This window comes from Actinacidiphila polyblastidii (genome assembly GCF_036353415.1).
In the GTDB taxonomy this organism is placed as follows: Bacteria; Actinomycetota; Actinomycetes; order Streptomycetales; family Streptomycetaceae; genus Actinacidiphila; species Actinacidiphila polyblastidii.
Map to the genome: position 1 here is coordinate 25,472 of NZ_JAZEWV010000001.1, position 21,490 is coordinate 46,961.

Here is a 21,490-nt window from a genome sequence, read left to right on the forward strand (position 1 = left end):
ACGGTGCAGGTGGCCGGTTCCTCCACGTCTGTCCCCCTGGGCGTCGCAACGGCGCTTCGCCCACCCTAGGGGGACGGCGGCCCCGCCAAGCGGAATCCGCGACGACCCGTCGCGGCGGGCGGGCGGCGGCTTCCACGGAGACCGTAGACGTAGCGCGACCACCTGCCTACCCTCGGAGACCCGCTTCAACTCACGACTCGGAGGTATGTCGATGAAGAGACCGTTACGACGGCGGCTCACCGGAACGCTGGCCGCGGCGGCCGCGGTTCTGGGCGGCTTCCTGGTGGCGCCCACGCAGGCGCAGGCGGCCTGGGGGGCCACGTACAACGTCTCCATCCAGGTCACCTACCACGCCCCGACCGGCAGCACCACCCCACTGGGGCGCGCGGACGGGTGGGTGCAGTTGGACGACGGCGGCGACTCGTTCCGCTACTCCCTGACGGTGTGCCGCCAGTCCGGCTACACCACGCCGGACCTCCAGGTCGCGGTGAACGCCGGCTGGGTCGGCTCGACCTGGCAGCAGACCAACCTGGAGTACATCACGCTGCCCAACACCTCGACGGTCACGCCGACCGCGCCCTGCTACGGCGACACCAACACGGTCACCGGCCAGGACACGTACGCGAACTTCTCGAACGTCGAATTCGTCCTCTACGGCGACACGTTCACCTCTTCCGGCTACACCACCCTGAGCCAGAAGTACGTCGGCAGCAACCCGTACTGACCCGGTCCGGGCTCCGGCACGCGCGCCGCGCCGGGGCCCGTCGACGCGGGGCGGGAACTCCGGCCGGTGCGGACGGGGTCAACCGACGCGCGGTTCGCCCCTCCCACCGGCGGCGGCACGGCTGGCTGGCTGGCGTGCGCACGGCGCGCCCGGCGATCCGCCGCTCACCGCGAGCACCACCGCTCCCCGCCGCTCCCCACCGGTCGCGCGATGTCGCGACCGGAACCGCCGGCCCGCGGAGCATCCCCGGGACGCCCGGGGCGGAGCGTCACGCCGAGGCAAGCCCGTCAGCGCGGTTGACATCCCGTCAGTGGGGCGCGAACGTCGTGGGGCCACAAGGGGAGAGCGCTCTCTCGCATGGCGTGCGGGCACCCCACACCTTCGCCTGAAAGGCTCGTCATGCACCCGTCCGGCCGACGCACCACCGCATTCGCGCCACGCATCGCCGCCGTCTGCATCGTCCTGCTCGCACCGCTGCCCCTCGCCTTGCCGGCCTCGGCGGCGGCTCCCGCCGCACGGTACGCCGTCACCGATCTCGGCACCCTCGGCACCGGCAGCACCAGCGTCGCCGACGCGGTCAACAACGCGGGTGTGGTGGTCGGTTACTCCGACGTGACGCCCAACGGCACCCAGCACGCCTTCAAGTGGTCCGGCGGCGCCATGGTGGACCTCGGCACCGAGGCCGGCGGCGGCAACAGCCGGGCGAACGCGGTCAACGACGCGGGTCAGGTGGCCGGGACGGCGGACCGCCAGCCCGGCGGGTACGGGTACCCGGTGCGATGGAGCGCGGCCGGGGTGATCCAGGACCTCGGCGGGCCGATCACCAACCGGCTCGGCGTCGGCAACGCCATCGACCCGGCCGGCCGGGTCGCCGGCGGCCAGCGCCCGGCCGACTCAGAGGGCGGACCGCTGGCGATCTTCTACGACCAGGCGGGCAACCCCACCGAGCTGGGCAGCCCGCCGGACAGCCTCAACGCCGCCACCGGCGTCAACGCGCAGGACGAGGTGGTCGGCAGCCCCGCGTTCACCTGGCACGCCGGCACCCTGACCATGCTCCCCTACCTGCCCGGCGGCGGAGGCGCGGGAGCGAACGCCGTCAACGTCTCCGGCACGGTGGTCGGCACCGTGGCGCTGCCCGGCCCGGCCGGCGGGCAGGACGCGGCGCTGTGGCAGAACGGTGTGCTGACCGATCTGGGAACGGTCGACGCGATCCCGTACAACCAGGCGACCGCGATCAACGCCGCGGGGCAGATCGTCGGCACCGCCGACCCGCTGTGCCAGCCGTGCGTGGCCCCGCTCGCATGGCTGCGCCAGCCGGGCGGCGCTCTGACCACGCTGAACAGCCTGCTGCCGGCCGGTTCCGGCTGGAACCTGCAGAGGGCCAACGGCATCAACGACCGCGGCCAGATCGTCGGCGCCGGACTCCACAACGGCAGCCTGCACGCCTTCCTGCTGAGCCCGGTCTTCAGCGCCACCGTGAACTTCGAGCCGGCCGGAGCGCCCGTACCCACCGGGTACACCGCCGACACCGGCGCCGTCTACGGCCCGAGGTCCGGCGGCCTCAGCTACGGCTGGAACCTCGCCAACTCCGCCAACACGCGCACCCGTACCTCCGCGAGCGCCCCCGACCCGCGCTACAACACCCTGATCCACCTGCAGCGTCCCGGCAGCGCGACCGTCTGGGAGCTCGCCGTGCCGAACGGCCGCTACACCGTCCACGTGGTCAGCGGCGACCCGGACTTCACCGACAGCACCTACCGGCTCACCGCCGAGGGCGCCGTCGTCCTGTCCGGTACGCCCACCGCCGCCGCGCACTGGGTCGAGGGCACCGCGCAGGTCACCGTCTCCGACGGGCGGCTGACCCTGGCCAACGCGAGCGGGTCGAGCAACGACAAGATCGACTACATCGACGTCATCGCCTCCTGACGCCCCGTCCGCCCGCGCCGCCACCCGCCACCGCCAGGTGGCGGCGCGGCGCAGGGCGGTCACGGAGGGCGCGCCCGGCTACCCGGACGTCTGGTCGGCGGGCGCGGCGAGCCGGCCGCGGCCGGCCAGCCGGAAGAGCACGACCAGGGACGGAAGGATCAGCACCCCCGCCGCGACAGCCACCCCGACCTGGACCCAGAGCGTCGCGTCGGGGGCGGCCGCGTCGTCGATCGAGAGATGGGTGCCCAGCAGGTACGGGTACTGGGCGACGCCCCAGCCGAGCACCACCAGCGCGACGGCCGCGCCCGCCCCCTCGCGCAGCCAGGCGGTGCTGTCCTTGCGCAGCACCATGAGGACGATGGTCGCCGCTCCGGCCAGCGCGGCCACGATCACCAGCGGCAGGGCGCGGTAGTCCAACTCGTCGAAGAGGCGGTGGGCGTCACTTCTCAGGACGAAGATGCCCGCGATGCTGACGGCGCCGGTGACCAGCGCGGCGGCCAGGGCCCGGTCGCGGAAGTAGCGTTCGAGCGCGGGGTCGGGCAGCCGGGCGGCCGCGACGCACAGGTAGACGGCCGCGAGGTAGGCGCAGACCAGGACGGCGAGGACGCCGCCGAGCGCCGAGGTGGGGTTGAGCCAGCTGGTCACCGCGTCGCCGTTGCCGCCCGAAGGCACCCGGCCCGAGGCGATGCCGCCGGCGATGGAGCCGAAGCAGTAGGGGGTCAGCAGCGACGACAGCGCGAACGCGGCCCCGAAGAAGCGCTGGTGCGCTGTGCTGATGGACGCGTGCCGGAAGGCGAAACCGGCGCCGCGCAGGACGATGCCGAGCGCCGCGATCCCCAGCGGGAAGTAGAGGGTGGTGGTGATCGCCGCGAAGGCGGCGGGGAAGCCGGACCACAGCATCACCAGGCAGTAGATGAGCCAGGTGTGGTTCGCCTCCCAGATCGGGCTGAGCGAGACGTCGACGAGGTGGCGCGGCGCCCTGCCGCGGGCGGCCCCGCCCGCCGTCAGGTCCCAGAAGCCCGCGCCGAAGTCGGCTCCGCCGAACAGGCTGTAGGCGACGACCCCGATGAAGAGGAAGGCGGCGACGAGTTCCGGCATCACGCGCCCGCCTTCCCGGCGGGCTCCGGGACGGGGCCGCGGGGACCGTAGGGCACGTTCACGCTGTCGCCACCGTCGGCCTGCCAGCGGCGCTTCATCGAGATCAGGACGGCGCCGGCGGTGACGCCGACGGCCGCGTAGACCGCGAGGACGGCGGCGAAGAAGGCCCACAGGTCGCCGTGGGTGGCCACCGCGTCGCGGGTGAGGAGGTGCCCGACCACGATCCACGGCTGCCGGCCGACCTCCGTGGTGATCCAGCCGGTCTCCAGGCAGGCGATCGCCGCCGGTCCGCCGAGCACGCAGGCGCGCAGGAACCACCGCTGCCGCTCGACGGGCCTGCGGCGCCAGCGCAGCCAGGCGTACCACAGGGCGAGCAGGAGCAGTGCGGACGACAGGCCCACCATGACGTCGAAGGCCAGGTGGACGGTGGTGACCTCCTGGTCGGAGGGCCGGTACCGAGCGGGGATCGCGTCCAGGCCCTTGACCCGGGTGTTGACGCTGAAGCCGGAGAGCAGCGACGCGCCGTCCGGGATGCGCAGGCCGTAGCGGACCCTCCCGTCGCGCAGGATGCCGCCGAGCGTCTCCGGCACGTGGGTCCCGGTGGCGGGCAGCATTTCGATCGCCGAGAACTTCGGCGACTCGGCGTCGTAGACGTACCGGGCGATCGAGTCGCCGACCACCATCTGGAAGGGCACGGCGACGGCCGCGGTGACGAAGCCGATGAGGAAGCCGGTGCGGTGGTAGTAGGAGGTGCGGCCGCGCAGCATGCCGGCCGCGTACACGCCGGCGACCACGAACCCGGCCACGATGTAGGCGGCGAGGAGCATGTGCACCAGTTCCCACCAGAAGGCCCCGTTGAAGAAGACCTCCGCGGGGCGGACCGTGGCGACCCTGCCGCCGCGCAGGGTGAAGCCGCCCGGCTGGTTCATCCAGCTGTTGGAGGCGATCACCGCGGCGGCTCCGCCCACGCTGGAGAGCGAGACCACGACGCCCGTCCAGAAGTGCGGCCAGGGCCGCAGGCGCCGCCATCCGTAGATGTAGATCGACACGAAGATCGCCTCAAGGAAGAAGAACAGGCCCTCGATGGCGAAGGGGAAGCCGAACGCCGCGCCGTAACGGCCCATCAGGCCCGGCCACAGGATGCCGAGTTCGAAGGAGAGCACAGTGCCGGTGATCGCCCCGACCGCGAACAGCACCGCCGCCACCTTCGACCAGCGCCGGGCCAGCAGCATCGCCTCCGCGTCGCCGTGCCGCAGCCCGCGGTAGTTCGCCACCAGCATCAGCGTGGTCAGGGCGACGCCGAACGGCACCAGGATGATGTGGAATCCCAGGGTGAACGCCATCTGCTGCCGGGCGGGGAGCAGTTGGGACGGGTCGCCCGCCGCGGCCAGGCTCTCCTGGATCATGCCGGCGCAGAGGGTCACCGCGGCCAGCGCTCCTCGGCCGCCGCGGCGTCCGCAAGCGGGACCGCCCGGTCCCGTCCGTACCTGCTCATCCGCGACACCGTCTTCGTCCGAACCCGTAGCGCCATAAGGCGTCCACAGTATGCGACGCGATCGGTTATGACCGGTATTGCGGTGCGGAGTCGGGATTGCGCCGGTCGGGACGCGACCGGCTACGGCAGCCAGCCGCCGGTGAAGCCGAAGAACTGGCCGGTCACCGGCGCGGCCTTCCCGGAGGCGAGGAAGGCGATCAGCGCGCCCATCTCGTGCTGCTGCCCGAGCCGCTGGAGCGGAACCTCCTTCGCGACCTGCGCGCGCAGTTCGGCGTCCTCCTCCCACCGCCCCGGCGGGAAGTAGGTCGGGTTCTCGAACCAGTTGGGGCCGATCGCGTTGAGCTGGACGCCGAACTCGCCGAGCGCCTTGGCCGCGGCGGTGGTCATCGCGGTGGCCGCGGCGCGCGCGGCGCTGTAGAGGACCGCGGAGGCGTACGGCCGGACCGCGACCGCCGAGGTCATCACGATGATGCGGCCGGACCGGTTGGCCTTCATGCTCGGGATCGCGGCCTGGATGAGCCGGAACGGGCGATACACCAGTTCGCGCATGACGAACTCGAAGTCCTCGGGCGCCGCGGAGTCGAACGCCGACCCCACCACGGCGGGCGGCACCCAGTCGTTGCTCAGGACGACGTCGACGCTGCCGTGGACGCGCGCGGCGGCGAGCATCGCCTCGGGCTCCTGCTCGGCTATGGGCGTCAGCGCCGGGTTCGCCTCGGCGAACGCGGCGCGCACCGCGTCGTCGGTGAAGGTGTAGTCGTGGCAGACCGTGCGGAACCCGTCCGCGGCGAGAGCGGTCGAGCCTGCCGGACCTGCGTACTGCGTCACGTTCGTGACCAGGGCAACCGGGTGCGTCATGCCGGCATCGTATGCACGCCGGCAGCCGCAGGCGGGCGGAATCGGCGGGTCCGGTCAGCCGCACGGACAGCCGGCCGGACCGGCCGGACCGGCCGGCAGTACGAGCACGGGGCCGGCGCCGTCCGAGAGATCGTCAACGTCCTGCTGCTGCATCCGGGCCGCGCCCTCGTCGAGTGCGCCGACCTCGTCGGGGAAGTGGCCGGGCGGCCGCGTACACGGGCACGCCGCGGGCGACTTCCCGGTTGGTTGGATCTTCACCGGGTAGCCGCTACCCCGACCGTGGCACGGTGCGCCCCGCTGACGCCTCGTCGACCCGGCGCCCGGCGGCATCCGCTGGTGCGCGCGGTAATCGGGATATCGTCCGCGTGGGTGCGCCGATCCGGGCCACGTCGAACGCGGAGGAGGATCGTCATGGCCGAGGGCAGCCGGCGAAGGGTGCCGGACGGTGGTCCGGCGGCGCCGAGGCCGCAGGTGCGGCGCCCGGCCCCGGGCACGCACGAGGCGGCGCGGCTGGGCATGGTGATCGGCGCGCTGGGCGTCGTCTTCGGTGACCTCGGGACCAGCCCGCTCTACACGCTGCAGACCCTGTTCAGCCCGGACGACCCGCACCCCGTCCCGGTCTCCGCACGCAACGTGTACGGCGTCCTGTCGCTGGTGTTCTGGTCGGTCACCATCATCGTCTCGGTCACCTACGTGCTGCTGGCGATGCGCGCCGACAACGACGGCGAGGGCGGCATCATGGCGCTGATCACCCTGCTGCGGCAGGGGAAGGCGAAGCGCGGGCGGCGGGCCGTGGTGGTGCTCGCGGCACTGGGGATCTTCGGTGCCTCGCTGTTCTTCGGCGACAGCATGATCACACCGGCGATCTCGGTGCTGTCCGCGGTCGAGGGGCTCAAGGTCGTCGAACCGTCGCTGAACGACGCCGTCGTGCCCATCACGGCGGCGATCATCGTGCTGCTGTTCCTGGTCCAGCGCCGGGGCACCGCGGCGGTGGGCCGCGTGTTCGGGCCGGTGATGATCCTGTGGTTCACGGTGATCGGCGCCTGCGGCGTCGGCGGCATCATCGACCACCCGAGCATCCTGCGGGCGCTGTCCCCGACCTACGCGGTGGGTTTCCTGTGCGGCCACTTCGGCACGGCGTTCTTCGCGCTCGCCGCGGTCGTGCTCGCGGTCACCGGCGCCGAGGCGCTGTACGCCGACATGGGGCACTTCGGCCGCCGGTCGATCACCCGGGCGTGGCTCTTCCTGGTCTTCCCCGCCTGCATACTGAACTACTTCGGCCAGGGCGCGCTGATCCTCGACAACCCGCACCACATCAGCAGCCCGTTCTTCCTGCTCGTGCCGGGCTGGGGGCGGCTGCCGATGGTGCTGCTGGCCACGGTGGCCACGGTGATCGCCTCCCAGGCGGTCATCACCGGCGCCTACTCGCTCGCCTCGCAGGCCGCCCAGCTCGGCTACCTGCCGCGGCTGCGGATCGCGCACACCTCCGAGTCCACCATCGGCCAGATCTACGTGCCCTTCATCAACTGGCTGCTGATGGTCTCGGTCCTCACCCTGATCTTCGCCTTCCGCAGCTCCACGGCGCTGGCGTCCGCCTACGGCATGGCGGTCACCGGCACCATCACCATCACCACGCTGCTGTTCTTCTCCGTCGCCCACGGCCGATGGGGCACACCGGTGTGGCTGCTGGCCGCCGGCGGGACCCTCCTGCTCACGTTCGACCTGCTCCTCGTGGCCGCCAACCTGACCAAGCTCGTCCACGGCGGGTGGCTGCCGCTGCTGATCGGCATTCTCGCCTTCACCGTGATGAGCACCTGGCAACGCGGCCGCCACATGGTCACCGCGCAGCGGGCGCAGCGCGAGGGCTCGCTGCGCGAGTTCGTCGACGACCTGCGGAACCGCGAGGCACCGGTGCTCCAGGTCCCGGGCACCGCCGTCTTCCTCAACCGGGACAAGCACACCACGCCGCTGGCGATGCGGGCGAACGTCGAGCACAACCACGTGCGCCACGACCACGTGGTGATCCTCTCCATCCAGACCGAGCCGGTCCCCCGCATCCCGGACGGCGAGCGGGTCGTCGTCGACGACCTCGGCTACACCGACGACGGGATCATCCACGTCACCGCCCGGTACGGCTACATGGAGACGCCGGACGTGCCCGGCACGCTCGCGCTGATCGACCCCGCCCGCACCGAGGGGAAGCTGGACATCGACGAGGCGTCCTACTTCCTGTCCAAGATCGAACTGCGGCGGGGGAAGTCGCCCACGATGCGGGCCTGGCGCAAGCGGCTCTTCGTCGCCACCTCGCACATCACCGCCGACGCCGCGGACCACTTCGGCCTGCCGCGCGACCGCACCGTCATCATGGGCTCCAACATCGAGGTCTGATCCGGCCGGCGGTCCCCGGGCTCCCCCCAGGGGTTCCTCGGCGCGGCCGCCGGCCCACGGCGCGCGGACGAGCGGCGCAACCGCGGCCGCGGTTGCGCCGGCGGTGAACACCGGCCCGGCACGGCCCGGCGATCCCTACATTCGGATGCCATGACCTCGGTGACGACACGCACGGTCCACTACCCGGCCGACGGCCTGACGATGATCGGGCATCTCGCCCTCCCGGCCGGCACCGGCCGCCGGCCCGCGGTCCTGCTCGGGCCGGAGGGGCCGGGGCTCAGCGACGTCGAGCGCCGCCGGGCCGACGCGCTCGCCGAACTGGGATACGTGGCGCTGGCCTTCGACATCCACGGGGGGCGCTATCTGGCCGACCCCCAGCAGATGCTGGCCCGCTGCATGCCGCTGCTCGCCGACCCCGACCGGATGCGGGACATCGGTCACGCGGCGCTCGCGGTGCTGCGCGCGGAACCGCGCACGGACCCCGGCCGGATCGCCGCCATCGGCTACGGCACCGGGGGCGCCGTCGCGCTGGAACTCGGGCGCGACGGCGTGGACCTGCGCGCGATCGCGACGGTCAACGGACTGATCACCGGCCGGCCGGGCGAGGCGGCGGCCATTCGCTGCCCGGTGTGGGCCGGCGTCGGATCGGAGGACCCGATCATGGCGGTCGCGCAACGCGACGCGTTCACCGCCGAGATGCAGGCGGCGGGCGTCGACTGGCGCCTGGTCGTCTACGGCGGCGCCCTGCACGCCTTCCACCACCCGCCGACACCGTCCGGCCAGACCGTGCTCCCCGGCATCGGCCACCACCCGGAGCACGCGCGGCGCGCCTGGCGCGACATCGTCGACCTGCTCACCGAGTGCGCGCCCGTGCCCGCGGCCCGGTGAGCCGCTCCGCTCCCGTACGCGGGGCGCCGGACTCCCCCGACGCCGGGCTCCCCCAGCGCCGGGCGCACCGCGCCGCCAGGCGTGCGGCCGGGCGGAACGCGCCCCGGACGGCTCAGCGCCAGCCGTGGGCGGCGAACCACTCGCCGCACCACTGGCGCCACCGGGCCACGTACGGCTGCCCGTCGGCGAGCCCGAGGCCGTGCTCGCCGTGCGGCAGGACGTGCAGTTCCACCGGGACGCCGGCCCGGCGCAGCGCCCCGGCGTACCACAGGGAGTGCTCGACGTCGACCGCCCCGTCGTCGGCGGTGTGCCAGCAGAAGACCGGCGGCGCGTCCGGATGCACCGCGTACTCCAGCGAGGCGCCGCGCCGCGCGCCGAGGGTGCTGTCCTCGCCCAGCAGCGCCTCCAGCGAACCGATGTGCGGCAGGTGGGCGAAGGACACGACGGGATAGCACAGCACCGCCAGGTCCGGCCGCTCGCCGCCCTGCGCCTCCGGACCGCCCGCCAGCCGGCCGGCCAGATGGCCGCCCGCGGAGAACCCGAGCACCGCGACGCGCGACGGATCGGCGCCGGGGCCCGCGGCGCCCTCCCGGATCGCGCGCATGGCCTCCCGCGCGTCCTCCAGCGGCGCGCCGCTGCCGTGCGGTTCGGTGCTGTAGCGCAGGACGCACGCGTGCAGGCCGAGGCCGTTGAGCCACTCCGCGACCGGTTCCGACTCGTGCGGGGCGTGCGTGCGATACCCCCCGCCCGGCAGCACCAGGACGACCGGCGACCGCCCGCCGGTGTCCGCGGGGCGCGAGATGTGCATCGTGCGCACCGCGTCCCGGGTCATCGCGCGCTCCTGTGCCGAGCGGTCGGGCGATCCGCGAACCACGTCATAGCCCGCATGATGGCACGCTCCCCCCGCTCCCCCGGCGGAACGCCATGCCGCGCAGGATCTCGTCGCCGTGCACAAGGGCCTCCCTGGACCGCCGCCGCGCGGGCGGGTGTGATGCATCGCCATGATTGAATGCTTTCAACACTCTTCCCCGCCCACGGCCCCGCGTCAAGCCCTCGACGCCCGAGGAGGACGCCACCGGGTTCAGGTCTTCTCCCGGCGGTCCGACCTTGACGCCCAGGACGCGCCCCGCTTACCGTCATGGGGATTGAATAGTTTCAACTCACCTTGCGCACAGGAGAACCACCACCGTGAACGCGTCGCGGCCCGACCGCCCCACGAGTCCCGGCCCGCTCCGGCCGGTCGCGCTCACCACCGAACGGCTCACGGAACCGGTCGGTCTGGACGAAGGCCGTCCGCTGCTCGGCTGGCGGGTGGAGGGCGAGGGCCGCGGCCGCGCGCAGAGCGCCTACCGCGTCGTCGTCGGCGCGGAGCGCGACCCGGTGGAGCCCGGCGCGGAAGCGCTGTGGGACAGCGGGTGGCGGGCCGGCGCGGAGACGGCGGACATCGCCTACGGCGGGCCGGACCTGGCGCGAAGGACCCGGTACGTCTGGCGGGTCCGTGTCGCCGACGAGCACGGCGCACGCTCCGGCTGGAGCGACCCGGCGGCGTTCGAGACCGGCCTCGCGCCGGGCGCCCCGGCCGCGGGCGCCGCCTTCGCCGCCGACTGGATCACCGCTCCCGGTGAAGCAGAACGCGCCGCGCTGCCCGACCTCGACACCCGCGACGGCGAGCACGACATCCACCGCATCCGCGCCGCGGCGCACGGGAACCGCACGGTCTTCAGGCACCGCTTCCCGGCCCGGTCCGGCGCCGTGCCCGCCGCCGCCCGGCTGCTCATCGACGCGTCGGGGCCGGTGGAGGCCGTGCTCAACGGCTTCGCCGTGCCCGGCGACGGAGCGCCCTCGGACGCGCTGGCCGCCGCCCTGGCGGCGCCGGTCGACGGCCGGCACGTGCTGGCGGTCCGGGTGTCCGCCCCGGACGGGGACGGACCGTACCTCCTCGCCGCCCTCACCGACGGCGCCCCGCGGTCGCGTCCCGGCCCGCCCGTGCCGCACGCGGCCGCCACCGACGACTCCTGGCGTGCCCGGGTGTGCGAGGGCGACGACCCGGAGACCGGCCGCTGGGACGACCCCGCGCTGGACGACGCGGACGACGCCCGCTGGCCGCGCGCCGTCTCCGCGGGCCGCAACGGCGACGCACCGCACGGCCGCGCGCCCGTGACGTACCGGCCGAGTCCGATGCTGCGCCGGGAGTTCGACCTGCCCGCCCGCGCCGTGCGGGGCAGGCTGTACGCCGCCTCGCTGGGCGTCCACGAGCTGCGCCTCAACGGCGAGCGGGTCGGCACGGAGGAACTGGCGCCCGGCTGGACGGACTACGACCACCGCGTCACCTACCGCGCCCACGACGTGACCGGCCTGCTGCGGCCCGGCCCCAACGCGCTGGCGGCCGTGCTCGCCGACGGCTGGTACACCGGCAACCTCTGCATCTTCGGGTCCCAGCACTACGGCGCGGTCCGCGCGCTGGCCGCCCTGCTGGTCGTGGACCACCCGGACGGCACCAGCAGCACGCTCGGCACGGGCGCCGACGGCCGGTGGCAGGCCGTGTCGGGGCCGGTCCGCTACGCCGACCTGCAGAACGGCGAGGTGTACGACGCCCGCGGGGAACAGCCGGGCTGGGACACCGCAGGAGGCGCCCCCGCCGGCGGGCAGGCGGCCGTCGCGGCCCCCGTGCCGCCCGGCCTGGAAGTCGTCGCGGCCCTCGCCCCCCCGGTCCGCGCCCAGCGGGAGCTGCCGGCGGCCGGCCTCCGCGAGCTGCCCGGCGGCCGCCTGCTCGCCGACTTCGGGGAGAACCTGGCCGGACGGGTACGGATCGAGGTGCGCGGTCCGGCCGGCGCCCGTGTCCTGCTCCGGCACGCCGAGGCCCTGCGGCACGACGGCGAGCCGTACACCGAGAACCTGCGGACTGCCCGCGCCACCGACGAGTACGTCCTGCGCGGCGACCCCGCCGGCGAGACCTGGGAGCCGCGCTTCACCACCCACGGCTTCCAGCACTGCGAGATCACCCCGCTGCCGCCGGCCGCCGGCGGCAGCGTCCCCGAGGTGCGGTCGGCCACCGCCGTCGCCCTGTGGGCGGACATGCCGGCCACCGGCGCCTTCAGCTGCTCGCACGACGGACTGAACGCCCTGCACGGCAACATCGGCCGGTCGCTGCGCGGCAACTTCCTGTCCGTGCCGACCGACTGCCCGCAGCGCGACGAGCGGATGGGCTGGACCGGCGACATCCAGGTCTTCGCCCCGACCGCCGCCTTCCACCATGACATCCGCGGCTTCCTGCGCGGCTGGCTGCGCGAACTGCGCGGCGCCCAGCACCCCGACGGGGCCGTCCCGCACACCGTCCCCGACATGTTCCGGCGGGCCGTGCCCGGCGGCGACCCGGCCGGCACCGGCGGCGCCGCCGGTTGGGGCGACGCGGCGGTGACGGTGCCCGCCGCCCTGCTCACCGCCTACGGCGACCGGCGGATCGTCGAGGAGTCGCTCGACTCCGTCGCCGCCTGGCTCGACCACCTCGCGGCGCACAGCGAGCACGGGCTGCGCCCGGCGCACGGCTTCGGCGACTGGCTGGCCCTCACCGACACCCCGGCCGACCTGGTGGCCACCGCGTACTTCGCGCACGCCGCCCGCACCGCCGCCCGGCTGGCGGCCGCCGTGGGCCGCGCCGACCTGGAGGCGGACTGGTCGCTGACCTACCGTCAGGTGCGCGCGGCCTTCCGCGAGCGGTGGGTGGGCGGTGGCGGGGTGCTGCGCCCCGGCACGCAGACCGCGTACGTCCTGGCGCTGCACATCGGGTTGCTCGACCCGGCCGAGGTCCCGGCCGCCGCCGACCGGCTCGCCGACGAGATCGCCTCCCGCGGCCACCACCTGACCACCGGCTTCCTCGGCACCCCGTGGCTGCTGGACGCCCTCACCGACGCCGGCCGGATCGGCGCCGCCCACCGGCTGCTGCTCCAGGACAGCTACCCTTCGTGGCTCTACCCGGTGAGCACCGGCGCCACCACGATCTGGGAGCGCTGGAACTCCTGGTCGGACTCCACCGGGTTCGCCGACGCCTCGATGACCTCGTTCAACCACTACGCCTACGGCGCCGTCGGCGACTGGATCCACCGCACCGTGGGCGGCCTCGCCCCGGCCTCCCCCGGCTACCGCAGGGTGCTGGTCGCCCCCCGCCCGCCGGACGAGGTCACCTCGGCCCGCACCGCGCTGCGGACCGACCACGGCACGATCGCCGTCGGCTGGCGGCGCGAGGGGCGCGCCTTCGCCCTCGACGTGACGGTCCCGCCGGGCGTCACCGCCGAGATCCGCATCCCCGAACTGCCGGGCGCGCAGGGCGAGCTGACCGAATCCGGCGGTCCCGCCCGGCTCGCCGACGGCGTACGCGTCCTCGAACCGCCGCCCGGCTGCGCCGCCGCGGCCGAGACCGGCTCCGGCCACTACCGCTTCGCTCTGTCCTGACGCCGGAGCGCCGCTGCCGCCCGCGGTGCCCGCCCGGTCCCAGCGGCCGTCCGGTCCTGATCCGGCGCCCGGTATCCGATCCGGCGTCGCCCTCGACGTCCCGACCCGAAAGGAGTGGTGCCGTGCCGCCCCGCCCAGCCGCCTCCCCCCTTCCCGACGACGCCGGCGACCCGCGGCTCGCGGCGTCCTGGCGCAGGCTGCAGGCGTCCGACTACGACGTGGCCCCGGTGCTGGACGACGGTGTGACCGGCGAGTGGCCCGGTGACCTGCCGGGGCGGCTGATCCTGGGGCTGAGCAGGCTCGCCGCCGTCACCGGCGGAGAACCCCGGCAGCTGGGCACCCTGGTGGACGCGCTGCCGGGCCGCCTGAACGCGGCCGGGTACCTGGGCACCGCGCACCGCGGCGCCGTCGACGAGCAGCAGCTGGCCGGGCACGGCTGGCTGGTCTCCGGCCTGCTCGCCCACCACCGGCTCACCGGCGAGGAGCGCTCCCGCGAGCTGGCCCTGGGCATGGTCGAAGGGCTCTTCCTGCCCGCCGCGGCCCGGCTGCCCGCCTACCCGCGCCGGCGGCCCGGCGACGACAGCGGCGGCGGCGCCTCCGGCAGCCTCGTCGCCGAGGGCGGCGGGTGGCGGCTGTCCTCCGACACCTACTGCGTCTTCATCGCCCTGGAGGGGCTCGTCACCGCCTACGCCGCGACGGGCGACCGCGCGTCGGCCGACGCGGTCGAGGCACTGGCGCGGCTGGTCGACCGCGACGACCTGGTCGCCGCCAGGGCCCAGCTGCACGCCACCCTCACCGCGGCGCGCTGCCTGCACGACTTCCACGAACTGACCGGCTCGCGCGGCGCGCTGGCCACCGCCCGCAGGCTCTACGACCTGTACGCGGCGTACGGCAGGACCGCCAACGCGGCCACCTGGAACTGGTTCGGCCGCGCCGACTCCTGGACCGAGCCCTGCGCCGTCACCGACTCGCTGATCCTCGCGCTCGGCCTGTGGCGCACCACCGGCGAGGTCCGCTACCTGGACGACGCGCATGCCATCGAGCACAACGGGCTCGGCCACGCGCAGAAGCCGCACGGCGGGTTCGGGCTGGACACCGTCACGGGGCCGGGCCGGCCCTGGCTCTCCAACGTCCACATGGACGCCGCCTGGTGCTGCTCGATGCGGGGCGCCGTCGCCCTGGCCGAGGTCCGCGAACGCGGCTACCGGGTGCTGCCCGGCGGCCCCGACGCCGAGCCCGACGCCGGCTCCGGCCTCAACGCCCGCCCCGACACGGTGAGCGTCGACCTGCCCAGGGACGGCACCACGCGCCTCGACCTGCCCGGCGGCCGGCTGGTGCTGCGCCAGCGCACCGGCTGGCCGGTCACCGGCAGGACGGAGCTGGAGGTGCTGCGCTCCTCGGTGGCGGGCCGGGTCCGGTTCGTCTTCCCGCTGCCGTCCTGGGCCGACCCGGCCGCGACCCGCACGACCGCCGGCGGGCGCGGCGCCGTGGTCGAGGCCCCCGGGGTGCTGCTGGCCGCGCCCGCCGCCGGCGACCGCTACACGGTGGAGTTCCCCGTGCGCACGCGCGCGACCCAGGAGTCCGACGACGGCAGGGCCGCGGCCCTGCGGCACGGTTCGCTGCTGCTCGGCGCCCTGCCCGGCGCGGGCGCAGGCGCCGACGCCGGCCCGGCGCTCCCCGCCGAGCTCGAGCCCGTGCACCCCGGCCGGGCCCGCTACCGGTGCGGCGACGTGGAACTGGCGCCGGTGCGGGACGTCTTCGACGGTACCGGGCAGGCCGCGGCCGGCCACCGCTCACGCGTGCTGTTCGACACCTGAGGCGACCGCGCCCGGCCCTTGAGGACAGCCCGGTGGGCCGGCGCGGCGGGGCGCGAAACCCCCGCCGCGCCGGCCCCGTGGCGCCCGCTCAGGGGTAGCGGGAGTCCAGCAGCACCTGCGGGGTGGTGCGCCCGGCGCGGTACTGGTCGATCAGCTCCCTGGCCAGGTTGAGGTAGTAGAAGCCCCAGCCGTCGGAGTTCGGGCCGTCGAGCCGGGTGACCTTCGTCGGCTCGATGTCGTTGCTGCCCGCCACGCTGAACTGGTCGGGCGCGCCGAACTCGTTCCACTGCTGGACCAGGGCCAGCTCCGGCTCGTAGTCGTAGACGCCCTGCACCTGGCGGATCAGCGTGGCGCCGGACATCCGGTTCTGCGCGTCCCAGTTGCCGTAGGAGCCGTAGTACTCGTTGCCGCCGAGCGAGGCGGCCGCGGTCACCATCTCGGCGCGCTGCTGCTGGAGGCCGAAGAAGCCGATCCAGCCGACCGGCGGGCCCTCGGTGCGGTTGCTGACGACCTCGAAGACGACCTTGCGGCCCTTGAGTTCGACGACGTTCCACTGCCGCACCATGAAGTAGGTGTCGGTGCCGGGCGGTTCGGCCCAGCGCAGCACCTCCCCGGTCGCGGCGTCCTTGAGGTAGTACAGGTTGCGGCCGCCGGGATCGGGGGTCGCCGCCGTGATGTGGGCGGCGGGGTCCGTGCCGATCGCGTTGAACGACACGACGTCCTGGGTGAGGACGAACGGGTCGCTGGTGAGGGTGCCGGTCTGCTGCGCGGCGCCCTCGGCGGGCCGGGTGGAGACGAACTGGATGTCCGGCACGCCGGGGTAGGCGGCGTTCACCGACATCGTGGCGACCTTCCACGCCGGGTCGGCTGTCCAGCCCTGGAGGCCGTGGGAGAAGTCGCTCACCGGCGTCGACTCGCCGTTGGCGTACGGGGCGCGGTCGATCCACGACCAGGCGCCGCCCGGGTTCAGCACGATCTCCCGGAAGGCGCCCATGTAGCGCACCGTGAAGTCGGGGTCGTCCCAGGTGGGCGGCTCGGTCCAGCGGGCGCCGGTGTAGACGTTCAGCAGCGGCTTGCCGTCGTACTCCAGGAACAGCGGACGCAGCTTCGGGTCGGCCAGGTACCTCGTCTTGATCCGGTCGATCTGCGCCTTCCAGTTCGCGCTCTCCCCGGCCGTGCCGTTGTCCAGACCGAGCAGCAGGGCGACCTGGGGGCGCTTCTTCAGCCCGGCGTAGACGTCGAGCACCGCGTCGGTGCCCGCCATGATCTTCTCGGCGGTGCCGCTGTCCCAGTTGCCGCCGAGGTTGTTGGACCAGTCCAGCAGGATGAAGTCGTAGCCGGCCCACAGGATCCACTGGGCGTGCTGCTTGATGACCTTGGGGTCGCTGGAGTCGTACCTGCCCAGCAGCGGTTCGGCCTCCGTGGTGCCGAACTGGTTGATGTTCTTCTCGCCGTACCAGGTCTCGTAGCCGATACCGAAGCGGGTCCGGCCGCGGCGGCCGCCGGCCGAGCCGCGGCCGCGGGCGGCAGGACCGGTCAGGCGGGTACCGTCCCGCAGGGACGGCGCGGCGGCGGCGGTCGGCGACTGGGCCGAGGCGGTTGCGGCGCCGGTGCCGAGGGTGACGGCGCCGGCTGCGAGAGCCGTCGCCGTCCCGCTCATGAGCAGCCTGCGCCGCGGCATGCCGGACGGCTGGGGTACTTCTTCAGACATGGGATCTCCGAAGGGTGCGCGCGGACGGAGGAGGGCGGCCGACCGGGCCGACCGCGTCCGTCCGTCTCACTAGAACGATTCATTTGCGCCGTTGCGAACCCTGACGCAGCTCCCGTCGGCCGTCAAGGCATCTGCGCCGATTCGCCCCCCGCGATATGCCGGCCCGCGCGCCTCCTCCTGCGGGAACCGCGCCCGAACCCCGTAGGCCGATCCGTCCACAACAGGCCCTGGCCATGGTTGACGTGCGTCCGGGGAAGCTCGCATGATGGTGAATGCTTTCAGTCGAACAGGAGTAAACCCGCATGCCGCGCTATTGCCTGCAAGGTCGGATCCGTCCCGACCGGATCGACCTCTACCGTGCCCGGCACCGGGCGGTGTGGCCTGAACTGCTGCGCGCGCTCGCGGAGTCCGGCTGGCGTGACTACAGCCTCTTCCTCGGCGAGGACGGCCTGCTGGTCGGCTTCGTCGAGGCCGACGACCTGGCCGCCGCCCAGGCGGCGGTCGCCGCCACCGAGGTCAACTCGGCCTGGCAGCAGGAGATGAGCGACCTCTTCGTCGATCTGGACGGTGCCGCCCCCGACCGGGCGTGGACCCTGCTGGAGCCGGTCTTCGACCTGAACGGACAGCTGGCCGCCGCCGGTTGTCCGGCCCCCGTCGACCTGCGCGTCGAGGACCACCGCGCCGCCGACTGCGACCCCGGCGCCGCCTCCGACCGGTCCCGCGCACTGCCGGTGGCCGGCTCCGACCGCCCGCGGCTGTCGTGGACGGTTCCGCTGGTCCGCCAGGGGCAGCGGCAGAGCGCCTACCGCGTCGTCGCCTGCCACGACCGCGACGCGGCGGAGCCGGCGGCCCTCGCGGACACCCCCGGCGGGCCCGCCCCGCTCTGGGACTCCGGCCGGATCGAGTCCGACCGCACCGCCCACGTGCGCTGGGACGGTCCGCGTCCGGCGGCCCACTCCACCGTGCGCTGGCAGGTCCGCGTCTGGGACGAGCACGGCCAGGAGTCCCCCTGGTCCCGCCCGGCCGCCCTGGTCACCGGCCCGCTGACCGCCGACGACTGGACGGCCCGGTGGATCGAGGGGCCGGCCGGCGGAGGAGTCCGCACCGAGTTCGACCTCGACCCCCGCGAGGTGCTCCGCGCCCGGCTGCACCTGACCGGCCACGGCCTGCTGCGCGCCCACCTCGACGGCCGCCCGGTCAACGCCGACGCCAGCGATCCGTCCCGCACCTCGCTGACCCGCGCCGCCGCCCGCGGCTACGACGTCACCGCACTGCTCGCGGACGCCCCCCGGCACGCCCTGGCCGTCGCCACCGGCATCGGCCACTACCGCGAAGTGCTCTCCCGGCCCCGGCTGCTGGCCGAACTCCTGGTGGAGATGAGGGACGGCAGCACCGTACGGGTGGCCACCGGGCCCGGCTGGCGGCGGGGCCCGACGTCCGTGGTCCGCGAGGACACCTTCTACCTGGAGGAGCACGACGCCCGCACCGGCGACGGATGGACCCGTGCCGGGTTCGACTCCCCGCTGTGGGAACCGGCCGCCGCGGCGGAGGACCCGCCGCGGACCGTGGTCCCCGACGCGGGACCGCCGGTGACCGTCGTCGAGGAGATCCCGGCGACCCGGCTGCCGACGCCCGGCGCGTACGTCTTCGACCTGGGCCGCAACATCGCCGGCCGCAGCCGGGTCGAGGTCCGCGGCGCCGCCCCCGGCACCCGGCTGGAGATCGTGCACGGCGAGAAGCTGAACGCCGCCGGGCACGTCGACACCCTGAACATCCGGCTGCCGCACGACCGGGAGCGCGAGCGCCAGGTCCTCGCCTGGACCTGCGCCGGCGGCAGCGACACCGCCGAGGCCTGGTTCGCCGTGCACGGCTTCCGCTACGTCGAGGTGCACGGCCTGCCGGCCGGCGCGCGACTCGAGGTCACCGGACGGGTCCTGCACTCCGACGCGCCCGTCACCGGCCGGTTCACCAGCGACGACCCGCTGCTCGACCGCCTGGTGGACATGGCGGCCCGCACCCAGCTGAACAACACCCACGCCCACCCCGAGGACTGCCCGACCCGGGAGGCGGCCGGCTGGACCGGCGACGCGTCGGTGTCGGCCGAGGCGGCTCTCGCGCACCTCGGCATGGCCGGCGTCTACCGGCACTGGCTGGACGACGTCGCCGCCGACCAGCGGCCCGACGGCGGGGTCCTCGGCGTCGCCCCGCACCTGCTCGGCGCCATGGTCCAGCCAGCGGACCCGGTGTGGGGCGCGGCGATGACCGAGATCCCGCTCCAGCACTGGCGGCACGTCGGCGACGAGGACTTCGTCGCGCGTCTGCTGCCCGCCATGCGCCGCTGGTGCGACTGGCAGCTGGCCACCCTGAGCGGCGGCGTGGTGCGCCACGCCGACATCAGCTTCGGCGCCGACTGGCTGGCCCCCGAGCGCACCCCGCCGGTGATGCTGCAGACCGCGGCCGTCCTGCGGTCGCTGCGCGCCCTGGCCGAACTGGAGACCGCGGCCGGCGATCCCGGGCAGGCCACGCGCCGCGCCCGGCAGGCCGACGCGCTCGGCGACTCCGCCAGGGCGGTTCTGCACGACCCGGTCACCGGCGACTGGGCCGACGCCGGCCAGGGATCCGCCGCCCTCGCCCTGACCAGCGGACTGGCACGGGACGGCGCCGAGAGCGAGGCGCTGCGCGCCCATCTGCGCGCCGACGTCGCCGCCCGCGGCGACCGTGTGGCCACAGGCTTCTCGGCCACCCAGGCGGTGGTGCGGTCACTCGCCGCCGACGACGGCGGCACCGCGCTGCTCGCCGCGGTCCACCAGCCCGCCCAGCCCGGCATCGGCGCGATGCTCGCCGACGGCCCCGGCACGTTCTGGGAGACCTGGTGGATCGACGACGACAACGCCGGAGTGGCGTCGCTGGACCACATCGGCCTGGGCGCGCCCTTCGCCGCGTGGGCCTGGACCCACGTGGCGGGCCTGCGCCCGCTGACCGCCGGCTACCGGCGCTTCGCGGTGGCCCCGCGGCTGCTGGGACCGGTCGGCCGGGCCCGCGGCTCGGTGGACACCGTGCGCGGCCGGATCGACTTCGGCTGGCGCTACGACGCCGGGACGCTCACCGCGGACCTGGAGGTGCCGGTCGGCGCCACCGCCGAGCTGTCGCTGCCCGGCGTCGGCGCGCAGTGCCTCACCGTGGACGGCGTCCCCGCCGCGGAGCACGAGCACGCCGTCGTCGCCGGGGACGCCGTGGAGCTGCCCGCCGGCCGCTACCGGCTGGCCGCCGCCGGTGTGCCCGCGTCCGCCGCCGCGCCGGCGGTCGCCTGCGTCTCCGACGTACCGGTCGGCGGGACCGCTCGTACGGCCGTGCTGCTGCCGGGCGGCGCCGGGGACGTCACGGCGCGGATCGACCCGGGTTGGAGCGCCGTCCTGGACGGCGACCGGCTGGAGATCGGCGCCCCCGCCGGCGCCGCGCCGGGCAGCACCGCGCGGGTCGAGCTGCGCGACGGCGGCGGCAGGCGGCTCGCCGGCCGAACCGTGCGCGCGGGACGCGCAGGACAGTGGCTCTCCGACGGCGTCCCCGCCGACGGCTGGACCGCCGGAGCCGGCACCCGGCTCACCGTCGTCGACGGCACCTTCGTCTGCTCGCCGGTGTTCCACGCGCCCATCCCCGGACCGATCATCGAGGTCTCAGGACCCGACCTGGCACCGGACACCACCCGCTGGGTGCGGCTGGCGCTCCCCGACGGCGCGGACCTGCGCGAGGCGGCCTTCGCCTTCGCCGACTTCGACCTGTGCGCCCCGGGGCCCGGCGGCCGCACGGTCGTGCCGGTGCTGCGGCTGACCGCGGCGGACGGCACCACCGCGGAGGGCACCGAGCGGCCGCTGCCCGCCTGCTGGAACCGGGTGTGCGTCGACCTGTCAGGACTGGCCTCCCGCGGCGAGATCGTCGAAGTCGCGGTCGGCGCGCGCTGGCTCGACACGCCCGATCCCGCCCGCGGCCCGCTGACCCCCCTCGACGGCGGCGTCAGCCCGCTGGACTTCCGGGTGGCCAGGATCGGCTGGACCAGCGGCCCGCGCACCTGGTGACCCGGCACCCGCACCGCCGGCCGGCGCCCCGCGCCTCACCGGGGCGGTCGCGCCGGCCCACCG

General features: G+C 74.8%; 12 protein-coding genes. 7 read left to right on the plus strand and 5 right to left on the minus strand.

The window, feature by feature from the left end; all coding sequences use genetic code 11:
• Positions 1-211: 211 nt before the first annotated feature.
• Together V2S66_RS00080 and V2S66_RS00085 are read left to right on the plus strand one after the other, a co-directional pair.
• On the plus strand, positions 212-724 hold the full coding sequence (locus V2S66_RS00080; RefSeq protein WP_330792013.1) for a hypothetical protein: 513 nt from the start codon (positions 212-214) through the stop codon (positions 722-724).
• 399 nt (positions 725-1,123) lie between these two features.
• Entirely contained in the window at positions 1,124-2,650 is a 1,527-nt protein-coding gene (locus V2S66_RS00085; protein ID WP_330792015.1) for a hypothetical protein, read from the plus strand.
• Between the two features lie 78 nt (positions 2,651-2,728).
• On the opposite strand, the gene V2S66_RS00090 is transcribed toward V2S66_RS00085, so the two are convergent.
• From V2S66_RS00090 to V2S66_RS00100, 3 genes are all read right to left on the minus strand, one after another.
• Entirely contained in the window at positions 2,729-3,748 is a 1,020-nt protein-coding gene (locus tag V2S66_RS00090) for a cytochrome d ubiquinol oxidase subunit II (RefSeq protein WP_330792017.1), read from the minus strand.
• Complete coding sequence (locus tag V2S66_RS00095; RefSeq protein ID WP_330792018.1) at positions 3,748-5,172, minus strand: cytochrome ubiquinol oxidase subunit I; 1,425 nt, start codon at positions 5,170-5,172, stop codon at positions 3,748-3,750. The genes V2S66_RS00090 and V2S66_RS00095 overlap by 1 nt, the downstream gene beginning before the upstream one ends.
• A gap of 191 nt (positions 5,173-5,363) precedes the next feature.
• A complete protein-coding gene (locus V2S66_RS00100) occupies positions 5,364-6,101 on the minus strand; it encodes an SDR family oxidoreductase (protein WP_330792020.1) in 738 nt (245 codons plus the stop codon).
• 411 nt (positions 6,102-6,512) lie between these two features.
• Here V2S66_RS00100 and V2S66_RS00105 point away from each other — a divergent pair, with 411 nt between their 5' ends.
• Entirely contained in the window at positions 6,513-8,489 is a 1,977-nt protein-coding gene (locus V2S66_RS00105) for a potassium transporter Kup (protein ID WP_330792022.1), read from the plus strand.
• Between the two features lie 150 nt (positions 8,490-8,639).
• Positions 8,640-9,377: a dienelactone hydrolase family protein gene (locus V2S66_RS00110; RefSeq protein WP_330792024.1), complete on the plus strand. Its 738-nt coding sequence runs from the start codon at positions 8,640-8,642 to the stop codon at positions 9,375-9,377.
• Between the two features lie 112 nt (positions 9,378-9,489).
• Here the strand turns inward: V2S66_RS00110 and V2S66_RS00115 are convergent, their stop codons facing one another.
• Positions 9,490-10,209, minus strand: coding sequence for an alpha/beta hydrolase (locus tag V2S66_RS00115; protein WP_330792026.1), 720 nt, complete (start codon positions 10,207-10,209; stop codon positions 9,490-9,492).
• Between the two features lie 356 nt (positions 10,210-10,565).
• Between V2S66_RS00115 and V2S66_RS00120 the strand changes: the two genes are divergently transcribed.
• Complete coding sequence (locus V2S66_RS00120) at positions 10,566-13,826, plus strand: family 78 glycoside hydrolase catalytic domain (protein ID WP_330792028.1); 3,261 nt, start codon at positions 10,566-10,568, stop codon at positions 13,824-13,826.
• 122 nt (positions 13,827-13,948) lie between these two features.
• Positions 13,949-15,643, plus strand: a complete 1,695-nt coding sequence (locus V2S66_RS00125) for a glycoside hydrolase family protein (RefSeq protein ID WP_330792030.1) — start codon at positions 13,949-13,951, stop codon at positions 15,641-15,643.
• Positions 15,644-15,731: 88 nt separating this feature from the next.
• On the opposite strand, the gene V2S66_RS00130 is transcribed toward V2S66_RS00125, so the two are convergent.
• A complete protein-coding gene (locus tag V2S66_RS00130) occupies positions 15,732-17,354 on the minus strand; it encodes a glycoside hydrolase family 71/99 protein (protein ID WP_330792032.1) in 1,623 nt (540 codons plus the stop codon).
• A gap of 302 nt (positions 17,355-17,656) precedes the next feature.
• On the opposite strand from V2S66_RS00130, the gene V2S66_RS00135 reads away from it, so the two are divergent.
• Positions 17,657-21,427 (plus strand): family 78 glycoside hydrolase catalytic domain, encoded by a 3,771-nt coding sequence (locus V2S66_RS00135; RefSeq protein ID WP_330792035.1) that lies wholly within the window; start codon positions 17,657-17,659, stop codon positions 21,425-21,427.
• Positions 21,428-21,490 lie beyond the last annotated feature (63 nt).

Coding starts and splice junctions, on each gene's coding strand:
- V2S66_RS00135 (WP_330792035.1), top strand. CDS start 17,657: ATGCCGCGCTATTGCCTGCAAGGTCGGATCCGTCCCGACCGGATCGAC.
- V2S66_RS00080 (WP_330792013.1), top strand. CDS start 212: ATGAAGAGACCGTTACGACGGCGGCTCACCGGAACGCTGGCCGCGGCG.
- V2S66_RS00110 (WP_330792024.1), top strand. CDS start 8,640: ATGACCTCGGTGACGACACGCACGGTCCACTACCCGGCCGACGGCCTG.
- V2S66_RS00105 (WP_330792022.1), top strand. CDS start 6,513: ATGGCCGAGGGCAGCCGGCGAAGGGTGCCGGACGGTGGTCCGGCGGCG.
- V2S66_RS00100 (WP_330792020.1), bottom strand. CDS start 6,101: ATGACGCACCCGGTTGCCCTGGTCACGAACGTGACGCAGTACGCAGGT.
- V2S66_RS00115 (WP_330792026.1), bottom strand. CDS start 10,209: ATGACCCGGGACGCGGTGCGCACGATGCACATCTCGCGCCCCGCGGAC.
- V2S66_RS00130 (WP_330792032.1), bottom strand. CDS start 17,354: ATGTCTGAAGAAGTACCCCAGCCGTCCGGCATGCCGCGGCGCAGGCTG.
- V2S66_RS00090 (WP_330792017.1), bottom strand. CDS start 3,748: ATGCCGGAACTCGTCGCCGCCTTCCTCTTCATCGGGGTCGTCGCCTAC.
- V2S66_RS00085 (WP_330792015.1), top strand. CDS start 1,124: ATGCACCCGTCCGGCCGACGCACCACCGCATTCGCGCCACGCATCGCC.